Origin of the sequence: Brevibacterium sp. 91QC2O2, assembly GCF_024580695.1 — a bacterium.
Classification (GTDB): Bacteria; Actinomycetota; Actinomycetes; order Actinomycetales; family Brevibacteriaceae; genus Brevibacterium; species Brevibacterium moorei.
This window is the reverse complement of sequence record NZ_JANIJY010000001.1, coordinates 439,377-453,334: the sequence shown is the minus strand read 5'-3', so window position 1 is coordinate 453,334 and position 13,958 is coordinate 439,377. Positions and strand designations below refer to the sequence as shown.

Genomic DNA, 13,958 nt, shown 5'->3' with positions numbered 1-13,958 from the left:
GCGAGGAAACCAACCTGCTCTACGGCACCGCCTTCAGCCCCGAAGACGGCAACGGAATCCAACACGGATGGGGTGGAAGAAGACGCTAGACACGCCGACGCTGTACACACATTCTTGCCGCTAACCCGAAATTCCTGGATCAGAGGGCACAAAAAACCCGACACCGGAAACCGATGTCGGGTGATTTTGTCGGGTTGACAGGATTTGAACCTGCGACCCCTTGACCCCCAGTCAAGTGCGCTACCAAGCTGCGCCACAACCCGTTGCATGCCGTTTCTCATCGGCTGAGCAACGTTGATAACTCTATACCGACTCTGCGGCCGAATGCAAAACGGAATCGGTCGTAGGGGGATTTTGTGGCGCATCCCACTCATCCCACACAAGGTGGTAGGTTTGTGGCAGTCGGACGGGCGGGCGTGGGACACGCAGACGACCATCGCGGGTTCCGACGTGGAGTCCGCGGTGCCGTTATGCTTGTGTTATCAACCCGTTCACGGGCTGCACGTACTACTTATGTCAGGAGACACAATGGCCACCTTGGAGTATCCGGCCGCACTCCGGTATTCGCGCGATCACGAATGGGCCGCGGGGACCGATGGTGACGGAGCCGCGCGCGTGGGGATCACCGCGTTCGCACAGGATTCCCTCGGTGACGTGGTCTTCGTCGAGGCCCCCGCTGTGGGTGATTCCGTCACGGCCGGTGAACAGTGCGGTGAGGTCGAAAGCACCAAGAGCGTCTCGGATCTGATCTCGCCGGTCACCGGGACCGTCGTCGAGGTCAACGAATCCCTAGGCGACAGTCCGGAAGTCATCAACTCCGACCCGTATGGTGAGGGATGGATCTTCACCGTCTCGCTCGAAGGAGACGGGGCCTTGGGCGATCTACTCGACTCCGCGGCGTATGCGGATTTCGTTGCGAATGAGGTGGCATGATGTCGCAGAACACTCCCGATGGTCGGCCCAACCCGGCGCCGGCGACTTCGGCTCAGCAGGTCCAGGCGACTGGCGCACAGGGACAGACGGTACCTGGTGTGGTGAACCCGCAGACGGGTGAGATCCATCCCGTGTCGAACCTGGAGCACATTGAGGACTCAGACGCCCTTTTGGTCGTGGTCTCCGGCCCCGACGCCGGCGCCCAGATCCTATTGGACACGGATACCATCACGGTGGGTCGCAGCCCCAACGCCGACATCTTCCTCGACGATGTGACGGTCTCGCGTAACCATGCGGAATTCGTTCGCACCCCCTCCGGGTTCATCCTGCGCGATGTCGGCTCGCTCAACGGCACCTATGTGGGTCGGCAGTTGATCGATTCGATCGAACTGCAGAACGGCGCGGACGTGCAGATCGGCAAGTTCCGGATGGTCTTCCAGCAGCGACCGCGCCAGAACTGACCAGCGGGCGTCCCCGGGGCGTCCGGCACCAAGGTTTCGCAGAACAGGGGATCATGTCCGATATCCAGCTCGAAGTAGTGGGTGTGCGGGTGGAGATGCCGGCCAATCAGCCGATCCTCCTCCTCAAGGCGACCCATGCCCCGCGCTTCCTGCCGATTTGGATCGGCACGGCGGAGGCCCAGGCCGTCAGCATCGTGCTGCGCGGGCTCGAACCGCCCCGGCCGTTGAGCCACAATCTCATGCTCGAGATCTTCCGGGCCTACGACGATGCACCCGAGCGAGTGGTGATCACGGCTCAGGAACAGCACGTGTTCCACGCCGCCATCCACACCAGTATGGGCAAGGTCCTCGACGCGCGGCCCTCGGACGCCGTTCCCCTGGCCCTCCTGGCCCAGTGTCCTGTCTATACCACGGGCGACCTCCTGGACTCCGCCGGCATCGACGCCCCGCAGCCGGATGAGGAGGAAGTCGCCCAGTTCAGGGACTTCCTCGACCACGTGTCTCCGGAGGATTTCGAGAATGGAGACGGCTGAGGCCGTCCGCACCGGGCACCCGGTGCCACACCCAGGGGCGGGGGCGGTTCGCAATGTGAACCGCCCCCGCCCCTCGTCATGCAGACCGCTACATTGAATGGCGGTACACCAACCCGGTCGACGGAGATCCGCCGGCCGCATCTACAGAGGAGCACGCGCGTGAACCTGGATTCGCGGCAATACACGCAAGTGGACGGCGATGCGACCGCCACAGAAGAGACCATCGCAGGGCTCGACGCCTGGCGCGCGATGAATCCCCTGCAGCAACCCACCTATCTCGACGAAGAGGAACTCGCCGGAGTCCGCACGCAGTTGAGCGCCCTGCCCCCGCTGATCTTCGCGGGCGAGGCCGACCGCCTCAAGGCGCAAATCGGCCAGGCGGCCGCCGGCAACGCCTTCCTGCTGGCCGGCGGGGACTGCGCGGAGGCCTTCGAAGACGCGACCGCCGACAAGATCCGCCGTCGCGTCCAGACGGTCCTGCAGATGGCAGCGGTGCTGACCTACGGTGGTTCGATGCCCGTGGTCAAGATGGGCCGGATGGCCGGCCAGTTCGCCAAGCCCCGCTCGGCCGACACCGAGACCCGCGACGGTGTGACCCTGCCCAGCTACCGCGGCGATATCGTCAACAACCACGCGTTCACCGCCGAAGCCAGGCGGCACGATCCGCACCGGCTGCTGCGCGCCTACCAGACCTCGGCGGCCACGCTCAATCTCATCCGGGCCTTCACCACTGGCGGTTTCGCCGATCTGCGCAGGGTCCACTCCTGGAACAGGGGCTTCCTGGCCTCGAACACCAACTACCAGCGCTATGAGGCGATCGCCGGCGAGATCGACGGTGCGCTGAAGTTCATGGAGGCCTGCGGGGCGGACTTCTCCACCCTGGCCACCACCGAGTTCTTCGCCTCCCATGAGGCCCTGTTGCTGGAGTACGAACGGGCACTGACCCGGATCGACTCGCGCACGGGGGAACCCTACGATGTGTCGGGACATTTCCTGTGGATCGGCGAGCGGACCCGGCAGCCGGATTCGGCGCACGTGGACTTCCTGTCCCGAGTGAAGAACCCGATCGGCGTGAAACTGGGTCCCACCGCAACCGCCGACGAGGTCCGGTTCCTGGCCGACAAGCTCGATCCCGAACACGAACCGGGCCGCCTGACCTTCATCACCCGAATGGGTGCCGGTGCCATCAGGGAGCGCCTGCCGAAGCTGTTGATGCAGGTCGCAGGTGACCTGCCGCAGGTCGCCTGGGTCTCCGATCCGATGCACGGGAACACGATCACCTCGAACACGGGCTACAAGACCCGCCGATTCGAGGACGTGATGGACGAGGTCGCCGGATTCTTCGATTCGCACCGCGAGGCCGGCACCGTCCCGGCGGGTCTGCACATCGAGCTGACCGGTGACGATGTCACCGAGGTGCTCGGCGGCGGGGCACAGATCGACGAAGAGGGCCTGCGCCGCAGGTACGAGACCCTGGTCGATCCGCGGTTGAACCACGATCAGTCCTTGGAGATGGCCTTCCAGGTCGCCGAGAGCCTGCGCGCCCACCGCCAGGGATGAGCCCGGCCCCGGGCGAGGATTCCGGGCGGCGGGAATCGTCGCAGAACAGGCAGGGGGTATGAGCGGAGGCAATCCGCCCATACCCCTGCCTGTTACTTTTCGTCCTTCTTCCCGGACTTCGCGTCCGGCTTCTTCTTCTCGGGCTTCTTGTCCGTGGCGGAATCCTTGGACTTCTCCGCCTTCTTGCCCTTGGACACCCGGAGCAGGATCAGATCGTCCTTGTCCTTGCGGCTGCCCGGCCTGGGGTAGGAATTGACCACATCGCCCTTTTTCACGGTATCGCTGTAGACATCGTCGCGCCCCACTCGGAAGCCCAGCCGTGTTAGCTTGCCCATTGCGGCCTTGAAGGACATCCCGGCCACCTGGGGCACTGCGACGGGCTCCCCGCCCTTGGACACCGTCACACTGATCTTGGTCCCCGGTTTGAGCGTGGTCCCGGCTTCGGTGCGCTGTGAGATCACCGTGTCCTTGTCCACGGAGGAGGAGTACGCACGCGAGACCTTCCCCAGTGCCAGTCCGGCCTTCTTCAGTTTCTTCTGTGCGGCCGACTGTCCCAGTCCGGTGACGTCGGGGACCTTGACGGGTTTGGGACCATCGGAGACGACCAGGAGCACAGCGGACCCCGGCGCCACGGACTTACCCCCGCCGGGCTCGCTGTCGACCACCCTGCCCTTGGCGACCTTGGCGTTATAGCGCTTCTGCGTGCTGGTGCGCAATCCCACCTGCCGCAACGACTGCTGGGCGACCGTCAGTTCGGCACCGGCGGCGATGTGCGGCACGGTTGTCATGGGTGGGGTGGTGGTGGCCTCTGCAGTGGGCGCCTGCTCGTCGCCGCGACCGTGTGCCACACTGGCGATCGCGCCCCAGGTTCCGAGCACCAGGACCAGTGCGGCGGCCACCAGGGCCACCAGGCCCTTACGTCGCCTCCGGTAGATCGGACCGCTGGGCACCGCACCGGTGCCTGACTGTTCGCCGGCCGCAGCCGGTTCTGACCGCGCGGTGGGGGTCCCGGCTGCTGCAGCACCGACTTCGGCTTCGCCGACCGGCGCACTCGGGGCGCGCTGCGCCCGCTCGGTCGGTGCGGGCGACTCCGTTCGCACCGGCGCCGGTGGCACGGGTGTCGGCTGTGCGGCGGTGCCGGGCGCTGACGTCTCCACCACCTCGCGGGCGGGATGAGCGCCGGCGGCCGGTGCGCTGGTGCGCGGTTGGCTGCCCTGGACCTGCCCGCCGGGGGCGATCTGCCTGGCGGATGCACTGGTCTGGGGACCCGTGGAACGCGAGGTGCGCTGCGCCGCGGCACGGGCGCGCTCCGCGGCCACGGATCGGGTGGAGGGCCCCGTCGCATGGGTTCGGCCATGAACGGAACCGGATGCTTCGGCTGCGGGTCCTGCGCCCAGGTCCAGCTGCCTGTCGGTCAGCCGGGCGCGCAGCTCTCCCAGGGCCGCCCGGACCGTCGTGGCGGAGTCCGGGCGGTCGGCCCTGTCCGGCGCGGTCAGCCAGAGGACGATCTCGTCAAGGCCGGAGTGCAGACCTGGGACCAGTACGCTGGGTGCCGGCACCCGGTCGTGGACGTGCCGATAGGCGACCTGGATCGGTACCTCGTCGGTATACGGCTGGGTGCCCGTGAGCATCTCGTAGAGCATGATGCCGACGGTGTAGAGATCGGTGCGCTCATCGGCCCCGGTGCGGGTGACGAGCTCCGGGGCCACATAGCCGACGGTCCCGATCAGCGTCTTGGTCGTCGTCTCGGTCGTCACCGCACGGGCCAGGCCGAAGTCCGTGAGCTTGATCTGCCCGTCGGTGCCCAGGAGCACATTGTCCGGCTTGAGGTCACGGTGGATCATCCCGGCGCCGTGCACGGCTTCGAGTGCGGCGAGGATGGAGTCGGTCACGACGATCGCCTGACGTGGGGTCAGGGTCCCCGTGCGCTTGAGCTCTTGGCGTAGGGTGACCGACTCCAAGTACTCCATCACGAGGTAGACCACGGCGCCATCGCGGCCCTGGTCGGTGACGCGGATCAGATTCGGGCTGTGCAGGCGCGAGGCGTTGGCGGCCTCCCGCTCGAAGCGCTCGACGAAGCTCTGATCGGCTGCCAGATGCGCGTGCATGACCTTGACGCCCACAGTCGAACCCGTGCGCAGATCGGTGCCACGGTAGACCATGGCCATTCCGCCGCGGGCCACCGCCGCATCGATTCGGTAGCGGTCGTTGAGGATATCGCCGAGCAGCTGATCGCGCAGTTGCTTCACAGACTCTCACCGTCCGCGGGCGTGCTCAGAATGGGCGCGGTCATCACGGGCCCGGACGGAACCGCGTGCAGCCAGGTGTTCTGCCGCTTCAGCCGGTCCCTGGCGATCTGCACACCGCGGACAAAGGCGCGGGTGTCATCGGCCATCCCGTGTTCGGCCACACTGGCCGCGCCCTGATAGTAGGCGGCCAGTGCGAGCTTCTCATCGGGCGCACCCGCCAGCACGTGGTGCAGGATCGCCAGACCCGCGGTGATGTTGTCGAGGGGGTCGAGGATGTTCAGCTGCCGCCCGCACAGACTGCCGGCCCAATCCCCGGCGGCCGGGGTGACCTGCATGATGCCAAGCGCGTTGACCGGCGCCACGGTGTGGTGGCGCAGCCCCGATTCCTGAGAGGCCACCGCAATCGCCAGATCCGCGGGGACTTCGAAATCGGGTGCAAGGCGGGCGATAGTCTCCCTGACCCACTGTTTGTCCGGCTGGGGTTCGGCCAGCAGCAGGGACTTGTTGATCCGGGCCGCGCGGAGCACCCTGGCCGGATAGGGCCGTCCGCCGACGCTCTCGGGAACGCTGGGCAAGTGCTCTGGCACCCGTGGGGCGATTCGCGATGAGCTGGCGCCGGTGCCCGTGAGGCTGAGCACCTCCCCGGTGACCAGGAGGTCTGCCTCGCCCAGCGCATTGGCCCGCCGCAGCACCTCCCGGCTGATCCGATGGGCAGCTGCGATCGAGGCCAGGGTATCGCCCGGCCGGACCCGGTAACCCGCGGGGTCGGCAGGGGCGTCGTTCTTCTCCGGCAGTGACAGGATCTGTCCCGGCCGCACATAGACCGGCCCGTGCAGGTCGTTGAGTTCGATCAGCGCCGGTGCGGAAACGCCGTGTCGTGCGGCGATGCTCAGGACATCGTCGTCGGTGCGCACCCGATAGGTCCGGCCACCGTGGCTGACCGGCACGGCGGCAGTGGTAGTGCCGCGTGTGAAACCGGGGCAATCGTCGGGCTGCTGGGGAATATCGATCTCCGGTACCGCAGTCGAGGCGGCCGGCTCGTCGGTCGGGCCCCCGTCCGGCTGCTCGTCGGCCGTGGCCGACTGCGCGGTGGGGACCTCCCCGGTCGTCTGGACATGGGCCATCATGAGCGGCGCGTGCGCATCGGTGCCACCACCGGGGCGGCTGGATCCGGCCGTCCTGGTCGGCCTACGGCGAATGAAGCTCATGTGACCTGCAGTTCTAAGGGGAAGTGACGCCTTTAGCCCCTTCAGACTACTGCCTGAGCCCACAGCCCACGGAGCGGGCCCACCGGTTCGGCGTGTCGCAATGCGGCTCCGCCGAGTACCCTTAAGGGGTGAGTAGTGCAGAGGAAAAAGTAGACGGATGGCTGACATACTCCCAGGTGGGCGAACTCATGGGGGAATCCGTGAATCGTGTGCGCCGGCTGGTGGAGGACAGGACGCTGGTCGCGCTCAAGCGCGGTAAGCCCAAGGAGTACTACGTGCCGGAGCTGTTCATGGACGGCTCGGCGCCGTTGGGCTCGTTGCGGGGAACGCTCATCACCCTGGGTGATTCGGGCTTCAGTGACGAGGAGGCGGTCGTGTGGTTGTTCACCGATGATCCGTCCCTGCCCGGGCGACCGATCGATGCGCTGCGCGCCGGCCGAAAGACCGAGGTCCGCCGCAGGGCCCAGGCGCTGGCCTTCTAACCGGACCGACCCACAGGGCACGGGAGGGGCTCAGACCTCGCGGCGGACCAGTTGCCGTGCGTATGTGCGCAGCAGACGGTCGTCCGCGGGGTCGAGTCCCAGTAGGTCGAGTGCGGCCATCGCGGAATCGTATTCCGCATCGATCCGAGCCTCGAGCGCCCCCAGCGCACCGGAGTCCCGCAACAGCGCGGTCATCCGGGACAGCTCCTGCGGTGTGAGATCCGATCCGCCCAGCCGTGCGAGGAACCAGTCGGACTCCTGCCGGTCCAGGGCCTCGAGTGCCAGGCCCACCAAGACGGTCTTCTTACCCTCCACCAGATCATCGCCGGCGGGCTTGCCCGTCACGGCAGGGTCTCCGAAGATGCCCAGCACGTCGTCGCGCATCTGGAACGCCCGGCCCAGCGGAAGACCGAAGCCGCTGAGCCCCTCGAGCAGTTCCGCCGGGGCGCCCGCCAGCGCCGCGCCTAGGACGAAGGGCTGTTCGACCGAGTACTTGGCGGACTTGAGCGTGAGCACCTCCAGTGCGGCGGCCTCGATATCGGCAGCGGCCACCGGCGTGGCCTCCAGGCGTAGGTCAAGGTACTGCCCCAGCATGACCTCCTGGCGGAACTCATCGTGAGCGGCCAGGACCCTCGCATTGCCCAGGGTGGGCAGTCCGGATGCCGCATAGAGCTGTTCGCTCAGGCTCAGGCACAGATCCCCGGCGATCACGGCGGCGGATACCCCATAGCGTTCGGAGGAGCCGCCGGCCCCGGCCGCACGGTGTTCGGAGCGGAACTCCGCGTGCACGGCGGGCATGCCCCTGCGGGTCTCCGAACCGTCGATGATGTCGTCGTGGATGAGAGCGGCAGCATGGAAGAGCTCCACGGAAGCCGCGATTCGCTCGATGCCGGGCGTCGTGGCGCTCGACCCCTGCCCGATTTCGAAACCCCACCAGGTGGCCAGGGCCCGCGTCCGTTTGCCCCCGGCAGTCATCCGCACGATCGGCTCCATCAACCGGGGTGCATGCGAGGACAGGGCCCGCAGCGCCTTCGCACGCTCCTCCATCACCTGGTCAATGGCCGCGTTGACGGCGGAGACGATCTTCACGGCCGGACTCAGCATGCGGTATTCAGCTCCTTGGCGGGTGTATCGGGTGGTGTGCGGGGTGCGCACCGATTCCCCAGCCTACCGGTTTAGGTTGGTGGCATGAGCAGGAAGCAGTTGGCGCGCAGCGGCGGGGACCTGCGTGCCCTGGGAACGGACGACACCGGATGTGTAATCCTGCATTTGGACATGGATTCCTTCTTCGTCTCCGTCGAATTGCTGGCCCGTCCGGAACTGGTCGGCCTGCCCGTCATCGTGGGCGGCCGGTCCGGCCGCGGGGTGGTGACCTCGGCCAGTTACGAGGCGCGTGAGTACGGTGTGCACGCGGCGATGCCGATGGCCAGGGCGATCCGCCTGTGTCCCATGGCCCACGTCATAGAGCCATCCCATGGGAAGTACCGGGAGTACTCCAGGGCTGTGTTCGACGTCGTGTCCGAAGTCACTCCGGATGTCGCCCAGGTCAGCGTGGACGAGGCCTATATCGACGTGTCAGGGGCAATCCGCCGGCTGGGGTCGCCTGCGCGCATCGCCTGGGAACTGCGCCGCAGGATCAGAGCTGTGACCGGGCTCAATGCATCGGTGGGCATCGCCACGACCATGGTCGTGGCGAAGATGGCATCGGCCCGTGCGAAGCCCAATGGCCAATTGGTCGTGCCACTCGACCAGGTCTCCGCGTTCACCGCACCCATGCCGGTCGAAGCACTGCCGGGGGTGGGCGGGCGGACCCAGCAGATACTGGCCGGCTACGGTATCACGACGATCGGCCGCCTGGCCGAATGCGATCCCGGATGGGCCCAGCGCGTGCTGGGCTCGGCGGGTCGGACCCTGGTCGGATACGCCCGGGGGCACGATGAGCGCACCGTGCACATGCGGGCGAAGGACCATTCGATCAGCGCGGAGCACACCTTCGAGCAGGACGTCTACGATCCCACGGTGCTGGTGCGCGAACTGCTGCGGCTGGCCGATACGGTGGCCTCGCGTCTGCGGGCCGAGGGCAAGGTCGCATCGGGGGTCGGCCTGAAGTACCGCACGGGCGAGTTCAAAACCTCCAGTCGCCAGGTCACCCTGCCCGCGCCCAGCGATGTGGCCGCGGAACTGCACCGGGCTCTGCTGCCGAGCCTGCAGGCCCTGCACACGGCGAACCGGGACGGGGTGCGCCTGCTGGGGTTACGGGCCGGAGGGCTGCTCGACGCGCAGATCGCAGGGCGCCAGGAGACGCTGTTCGACCCCGAGGTGGAACCGGCGTCCGGGCAGGCGGCGTCCATGCGTCCGGGTCGGGCGGCGCCTGGGGCCAACAGGCAGGCCGAGGTGGCGGCGGATCTGGTGCGCAAGCGTTTCGGCAGGGCGGCGATCGCCCCGGCTTCCTTACTGGGGCGGGACCCGGAGATGTCCGAGAGCACCGGGGAATCCCGGAGCGGGGAGGGGAGCGAATGAGGGAATTTGCACAGAGGAGGATCGCAATATCCTGCGAATGTTGGGTGACTGCGTTAGAAAGGTCACCCCGGCTAGTCGCCGGGTGCGACAACGACTAGAATGACAGGAGTTTTCAAACAGGCCTGTAGGGGGTTCGGGATGCCACTTTCTGATCACGAGCAAGAACTGCTCGACGAACTGGAGAAGCAGCTGTACCGCGAGGACCCTCGGTTCGTCCAGCACATCTCCGCAGCGCCGAAGGAGGCGGGCGGTTCGCTGAGTGCGAAGCACTTCGTCGCCGGTGTGCTCGTCCTGGTCGCCGGGGTCGCCATCGCGGTCGGTTCGTTGTTCTCCTTGCCGGCACCGTGGAACGTCGTCGTCGGCGTGCTGGGCTTCGCGATCATGGTGTTCGGGGGTTATTGGGCGGTGACCGGAACGAAACGGGGCCCGGCACAGACCACCGGTTCCGGTGCCTCCAAGCCGGCCAAGCCGGCCGGCAGCGCCGGGGGCTTCATGAAGAACATGGAGGACCGCTGGGACAAGCGCCAGGAACGCTGATCACGGGATTCGTCCGGTTCTGGGGCCCTACCCGCTGAAACCGGGCGAAGACCGGGGCTTCATTCCAAGCGCGGACCGCCGCAACACCAGAAAGGTGTTGCGGCGGTCCGCGCTTTTCCGCTGTTTCCCACGCCCCCGTCTGCGGCCCGTCACAGCCGCAGCCATTCCGCCCGGAAGCGGGTGGGCCAACCGGCGGCACTGCGCAGGCCCGCCCTGACTCCTGCCACCGCAACACGAGCAGTCGAGCGGTCCATGACCTTCTCAGTGCTGTCCCTGCCATAGCGGGAGACCTCCACTGCGGCACCGATCCGTTCGACCGCGCGGGTTGCAGCTTGGTCGCTCCCGGTCAGGTCGCACAGGATACCTGTGGCACCGGCTACCGTACCCGCAGGGTCCGCCGGCCGGCCATAATCGGCGAGGAGGGCCATCAACTCGCTCCACACGGCCTCCGGGTCGACGGGATCGCGCAGGCGGCGCGCCCGCCGGATACTGCGGATGGTCCGCGGTGCCAGCACCAGGACCAACAGCACCAGCACCGCGGCCAGGCAGGGGAGCAGCCACGCTGGGAGCCCGGCAGAAGTGTCCGGTTCGGCCGCCTCGGCGGGTCCGGTGGAGTCGGCGGGTCCGGCCTCCTCGGTCACTGCGGGGGCGGACTCATCCCCACCGGCGGACTCGCTGGCCTGCGCGGTGGGTGTTGGGGTGGCTTCGTCCCGTTGCCCCGTGTCCCCGGGTTGGGCCCCGGTCCACGGTGGGGGAGTCTCCCCGGTGCCCGGAGTCGGTTCGAACCGGACCCAGCCGGAACCGGGGAAGTACAGTTCCGGCCAAGCGTGGGCGTTGCGGTCGGTGATGGTGTAGGAACCGTCGTCGTCGGGCTGCCCGGGCGTGTAACCCACGGCGATCCTGGCCGGAATGCCCTCGACCCGCGCCAACACGGCCATCGTCGCGGAGAACTGCACACAGTAGCCACGCTTATCGCGCAGGAAGTCCGCAATGGCCGAATCGCTGGCCTGGGCCGGAGCATCGAGGGAATAGGTGAAGTCGTCCGAGCGCAGGTACGCCTGGATTCGGGCGGCCTTCTCCCAGGCGGAGTCCGCGTCCTTGGTCACTCGCGTGGCCGTTCTGGTGACGGATTCCGGCAGTGAATCGGGCAGGGACAGTTCACTGGCGAACCGGGTGCGGTCCGCGGTGCCCGCGGCGGCCAGCTCCTGCGGCTCGGGGGTGGCGGTCCGGGAGTCCACCGTATAGGTCTGATCGGCGCGCAGCCCGGTGTGTCCCACGATGGCAAGGGTCTTCGGATCGTAGATCCAGTCCTCCCCTGCGCCCTCCACAGCCACGGGGGAGTAGACGGTCGGCAGGTAGTTTCCGGTCAGGGCCCGCACTGTGAACGTCGTGCGGGATGCCGTGGTTTGCTCGGCCGGTGTCGATTCCGGTTCGGGCAGCCCTGCTGTCACCGCATTGTCGTTGCGCAGGGTGAAGTCCTCGGGCGACCAGGTGCGCCCGTCGAAGTCGGCCACAGCGGTCATCCGCACGGGCTCGGGGGTCTTGGCGTCGGTCGTATAGTTCAGCAGCGGGGTGTCGTCCTGTCGTGCCAGATCCTTGCGCAGGTCGAGGAAGGGGTTGGCGACCTTGAGATCGCCGGTGCCCAGCCTGTTGCGGTGGGTATCGGGGACATCGGGCAGTAGAATCGGCAGGCCCACGCCCAGCAGCAGAGCCAGGGCTCCGGCTCCCAGCGCTGTCAGCGGCACGCGGATGCGCCCCACATATCCGGTCAACAGCACGAGGACGAAGGCGACGCCCGCGCCGACGAAGTGCCAGGTTGAGACCAGCCCGCCCGCGAGGAAGACCGGGACCAGCCAGGCCAGGAGGACGATGAAGGCGGCGGGTTTCGGGACGCGCAGGTCGGTGGCACACCAGTCGAGCACGATGACGAGGACTGCGAAGCCCAGCACGACCATGGTCGTGAACCCCGCAGTCGTGGCGGTCGGCGCAACGGTGTGGAAGACCTGTTCGCGGCCCTCGGAGATCTGGTCGACAACGGCCCCGTAGGCGGCGGGACCCGGCAGGATCCCGCCGGCCAGTAGATGGGGTGTGCACAGATAGGGCAGAGCCACAAGCGCCACCACGAGCTGCACGAGAGGGGCCAGCCGCAGTCGGGCCACAGCGGGTATGAGACGGACGAGGCCACCACTGACGACGATGAGCCCCACCATGATCAGTGCGGGGGAGCGCCATCCGGGATCGGAGAAGATCGCGCCGGTGGGCAGGACCGCAAGGCCTGCGGCACAGAGGACGAGCAGGCAGCGCAGCAGCGTTTCGACGGCACGGTTCACCGGCCCCACCTCCGATCCAGATGCCACGGCAGGACCGGAGCATCGACCTCGCCCAGCCGGGTGGCGTCGATGTGTCCGGTGAGGTCGGCCGTGGACCACACCTGACAGGAGGTCTGTCTGGGCAACCACTGCGCGAAGTGATCGTGCACGGTGGGGGAGTCGGAGAGGACGAGGATGCGTTCGGGTGCCGGGCGGCCTGCACCCCCGCACAGTTCCGCCGGCCAGTCCTCGAGCCCGCGCGGCTCCCAGAGGGCCAGGAACCGGTCGAACGCTGCCTCTTCGCCGGGGGCGAATTGGTGGATGGGGCCGTCGGAGTCCGTGGCGACGGCGGTCACGGCCACCCCCGTATTCAGCAGCGTTCTGCCGAGTGCGGCGAATTGGGCGAGCACCGCCTCGGTGGCCGGGTCGGCATGGGACAGGTCGAAAGCGGCGGTCAGCAGGGGGTCCTCCTCCCTGGCCTCGACCCGCACCATGAGCTCGCCGGTCCGGGCGCTCGAGGTCCAGTGGACGTGGCGCAGATCATCGCCGGGCACGTATTCGCGGGTATGGAAGTCGCGGCCTCCTGTGCCGCGGGTCAACCGGGCGCCGTGGGATACCGCGGGGTCACCACCGAAGGTGGCGGGGGCGTGGACGGCGAGGTCTGCGGGTGCGACTGCCACCTCGAAGGGGCCCGCGAGGCGTGCCGATCGTGTGATCAGGCCGAAGGCGCCGGAGAACACCGTGGAGATCCTGCGCAATCCCGAGGCTCCACGGTGCAGGGGATGGAACTCGGCGTCGACGGCCGCCCACCCCCGTCCGGCCAGACCCGGGACACCCGCGCTTAGCTGCGCGCCGAAGCCCTTGACCGGCTCGAGGGCGAGGACGAAGGCGGGCGCGGGCAGTGGCAGGGGGTTGTGCACATGGACGCGGATGTGGGCGGTCGAGCCCGCGCGCACGACCGGAGGGGAGGACGCCGACCCGACGAGTTCGGCTTCGGCGGTGACGCGTCCGGCCAACAGCCAGACGCCGAGTCCAGAGCAGACGACGAGTCCCAGCAGCAGGATGCCCAGGGGCAACAGGCCCGGTAGACCGAATCGATAGGCTGCGATGATGCAGGCGATACCCAGCGCGGTGAAGACGATTCCGGATGTGCTCAGGCGCATCGT

General features: G+C 67.7%; 12 protein-coding genes and 1 tRNA gene. 7 read left to right on the top strand and 6 right to left on the bottom strand.

Going from position 1 to position 13,958, the window contains the following annotated elements; translation table 11 throughout:
• Window positions 1-189: 189 nt before the first annotated feature.
• Window positions 190-263, bottom strand: a tRNA-Pro gene (locus NQ036_RS02120).
• 265 nt (window positions 264-528) lie between these two features.
• On the opposite strand from NQ036_RS02120, the gene gcvH reads away from it, so the two are divergent.
• The 4 genes from gcvH to NQ036_RS02100 all read left to right on the top strand — a co-directional run bounded on the left by gcvH (window position 529) and on the right by NQ036_RS02100 (window position 3,487).
• Window positions 529-933, top strand: a complete 405-nt coding sequence (gene gcvH, locus NQ036_RS02115) for a glycine cleavage system protein GcvH (protein WP_257056903.1) — start codon at window positions 529-531, stop codon at window positions 931-933.
• Window positions 930-1,394, top strand: coding sequence for an FHA domain-containing protein (locus NQ036_RS02110; protein WP_257046584.1), 465 nt, complete (start codon window positions 930-932; stop codon window positions 1,392-1,394). Before gcvH ends, NQ036_RS02110 begins: the two co-directional genes overlap by 4 nt.
• Window positions 1,395-1,447: 53 nt before the next feature.
• Window positions 1,448-1,927 (top strand): bifunctional nuclease family protein, encoded by a 480-nt coding sequence (locus NQ036_RS02105; RefSeq protein WP_257056902.1) that lies wholly within the window; start codon window positions 1,448-1,450, stop codon window positions 1,925-1,927.
• A 165-nt stretch (window positions 1,928-2,092) separates the two neighbouring features.
• Window positions 2,093-3,487 (top strand): class II 3-deoxy-7-phosphoheptulonate synthase, encoded by a 1,395-nt coding sequence (locus tag NQ036_RS02100; protein WP_257046655.1) that lies wholly within the window; start codon window positions 2,093-2,095, stop codon window positions 3,485-3,487.
• 92 nt (window positions 3,488-3,579) lie between these two features.
• Here NQ036_RS02100 and NQ036_RS02095 read toward each other — a convergent pair whose 3' ends face one another.
• Together NQ036_RS02095 and NQ036_RS02090 are read right to left on the bottom strand one after the other, a co-directional pair.
• A complete protein-coding gene (locus NQ036_RS02095) occupies window positions 3,580-5,736 on the bottom strand; it encodes a PASTA domain-containing protein (RefSeq protein WP_257056901.1) in 2,157 nt (718 codons plus the stop codon).
• Complete coding sequence (locus tag NQ036_RS02090; RefSeq protein WP_257056899.1) at window positions 5,733-6,944, bottom strand: LysM peptidoglycan-binding domain-containing protein; 1,212 nt, start codon at window positions 6,942-6,944, stop codon at window positions 5,733-5,735. The genes NQ036_RS02095 and NQ036_RS02090 overlap by 4 nt, the downstream gene beginning before the upstream one ends.
• A 128-nt stretch (window positions 6,945-7,072) precedes the next feature.
• Between NQ036_RS02090 and NQ036_RS02085 the strand changes: the two genes are divergently transcribed.
• Window positions 7,073-7,426 carry an Rv2175c family DNA-binding protein gene (locus NQ036_RS02085; RefSeq protein WP_373566574.1) on the top strand — a complete coding sequence of 118 codons (354 nt, stop codon included), beginning with the start codon at window positions 7,073-7,075 and terminating at the stop codon, window positions 7,424-7,426.
• Between the two features lie 30 nt (window positions 7,427-7,456).
• On the opposite strand, the gene NQ036_RS02080 is transcribed toward NQ036_RS02085, so the two are convergent.
• Window positions 7,457-8,530, bottom strand: coding sequence for a polyprenyl synthetase family protein (locus NQ036_RS02080; RefSeq protein ID WP_257056898.1), 1,074 nt, complete (start codon window positions 8,528-8,530; stop codon window positions 7,457-7,459).
• An 84-nt stretch (window positions 8,531-8,614) separates the two neighbouring features.
• Here NQ036_RS02080 and dinB point away from each other — a divergent pair, with 84 nt between their 5' ends.
• Window positions 8,615-9,946 carry a DNA polymerase IV gene (gene dinB / locus NQ036_RS02075; RefSeq protein ID WP_257056896.1) on the top strand — a complete coding sequence of 444 codons (1,332 nt, stop codon included), beginning with the start codon at window positions 8,615-8,617 and terminating at the stop codon, window positions 9,944-9,946.
• Window positions 9,947-10,084: 138 nt separating this feature from the next.
• Window positions 10,085-10,483: a DUF3040 domain-containing protein gene (locus NQ036_RS02070; RefSeq protein WP_257046578.1), complete on the top strand. Its 399-nt coding sequence runs from the start codon at window positions 10,085-10,087 to the stop codon at window positions 10,481-10,483.
• 149 nt (window positions 10,484-10,632) lie between these two features.
• Here NQ036_RS02070 and NQ036_RS02065 read toward each other — a convergent pair whose 3' ends face one another.
• Window positions 10,633-12,813: a DUF3488 and transglutaminase-like domain-containing protein gene (locus NQ036_RS02065; RefSeq protein WP_257056894.1), complete on the bottom strand. Its 2,181-nt coding sequence runs from the start codon at window positions 12,811-12,813 to the stop codon at window positions 10,633-10,635.
• Complete coding sequence (locus NQ036_RS02060; RefSeq protein ID WP_257056893.1) at window positions 12,810-13,955, bottom strand: DUF58 domain-containing protein; 1,146 nt, start codon at window positions 13,953-13,955, stop codon at window positions 12,810-12,812. The genes NQ036_RS02065 and NQ036_RS02060 overlap by 4 nt, the downstream gene beginning before the upstream one ends.
• Window positions 13,956-13,958 lie beyond the last annotated feature (3 nt).